Raw genomic sequence first — 982 nt, 5'->3', positions numbered from 1 at the left:
GTCCTCGCTAACACCATCGGTTAGAAGGCCCAGCTCTTCGGCAGGCGTACCCTTCTCACGCATGAGCTGGCGGATCGTCAGGCCCGCCTCGCCGGCCAGTTCCCGGAGTTGCTCGCGGGTCCAGCCCGCCTTTAGGTACTCGATGACCTTGGGCGCATAGCCGGCGGCCTCGACCATGGCGACGGTGTTGCGGGACGTGCCGCAGGCCGGGTTGTGGAAAATCACGATCGGGAACGCAGCGTCGCTCATGAGGTCGTGTCCGGCTTGAGGAGCCAGCCGAAGACGCCCGCCGCGAGCAGGGCGCCGACGAACTGGGCGAGGATGAAGGCTGGGGCGCTGGAGGGCGCGATCCCGGCGAAGGTGTCCGACAGGCTCCGCGCCAGCGTCACCGCCGGGTTCGCGAACGAGGTCGAGGCGGTGAACCAGTAGGCGGCGGTGATGTAGAGGCCGACGGCCAGCGCCGTGCTCTCGGGCCGGAACCGCACCGTGCCGAGAATGGCGGCGACGAGGCCGAAGGTCGCCATGACCTCGGCGAAGGCCTGGGCTCCGCCGTCACGCAGCTTCGTCGAGACTTGGAAGACCGGCTCGCCGAACATGGCGTGCGCCGCCCAGACGCCCAGCACCGCGCCCGCGACCTGAGCGACCGGATAGGCCAGGGCCAGACGCCACGGCATATCTCGCCTCAAGGCCGCCACCAGCGTCACCGCCGGGTTGAAGTGCGCGCCAGAGATCGGCCCGAACACCCAGATCAGCACCACCAGCGCCGCGCCGGTGGCCAGGGTATTGCCCAGCAGGGCGATGGCGACATTCCCGCCCGCAAGCCGCTCGCCCATGATCCCTGAACCGATCACAACGGCCAGCAACAGGGCCGTGCCAAGGCCTTCGGCGACGAGGCGGCGAACCGGGCTGAACGTCATGGGTCAGCAGGCCGAACCTGGCGTACAGGCCGGACCGCAGCCCTGGGCGCTGGCGACAATAGAGC

General features: G+C 69.3%; 2 protein-coding genes. Both read right to left on the bottom strand.

Annotated elements, in window-relative coordinates:
• Nucleotides 1-249: ArsC/Spx/MgsR family protein (locus tag J7528_RS23505; protein WP_363270471.1), on the bottom strand; the 249-nt coding region annotated here is incomplete at its 3' end.
• Nucleotides 246-917 carry an MIP/aquaporin family protein gene (locus J7528_RS23500; protein ID WP_291879689.1) on the bottom strand — a complete coding sequence of 224 codons (672 nt, stop codon included), beginning with the start codon at nt 915-917 and terminating at the stop codon, nt 246-248. The genes J7528_RS23500 and J7528_RS23505, both read right to left, overlap by 4 nt.
• Between the last annotated feature and the right edge of the window lie 65 nt (nt 918-982).

The organism is Caulobacter sp. (assembly GCF_017744445.1).
Classification (GTDB): Bacteria; Pseudomonadota; Alphaproteobacteria; order Caulobacterales; family Caulobacteraceae; genus Caulobacter.
Note: the sequence above shows the minus strand (reverse complement) of the source record. Positions and strands in the feature narration are given on the sequence as shown.